The sequence below is a fragment of the Xanthovirga aplysinae genome, assembly GCF_009711365.1.
Lineage (GTDB): Bacteria > Bacteroidota > Bacteroidia > Cytophagales > Cyclobacteriaceae > Xanthovirga > Xanthovirga aplysinae.
In genome coordinates, this window is record NZ_SMMB01000250.1 from 530 (window position 1) to 847 (window position 318).

Below are 318 nucleotides of genomic sequence, written 5' to 3' on the forward strand. Positions count from 1 at the left end.
AAGTTATTAATTCCTTAACTGAAAACATTATGCCTCTTCCCCAAGAGGTCTTTATTTATGAACAGAATATTAGCCTGATCCAGCACATAATTGGATCCAAAGAAGAGCTACAACAAAACCCTAAATTGTAAGCGGGCCTAGCCGAAAGCAACCTTTTATTCATTGATGGTCTCCACTTAATCACTAGCATCAGAAACATAATGAAGAATGTGTTTATGGAAATGAAGGGTAAAATAATGTTGAGAAAAAGGTTTGTTATTGAAAATGTTAATGACGAATTGAAAAATATGTGCCAAGTGGAGCATTCCAGGCATACCA

1 pseudogene is annotated in these 318 nt (G+C 35.2%); it reads left to right on the plus strand.

Annotated elements, in window-relative coordinates:
* Positions 1-146 precede the first annotated feature (146 nt).
* A pseudogene (locus tag E1171_RS00605) lies at positions 147-318 on the plus strand (transposase); the annotation flags it as partial.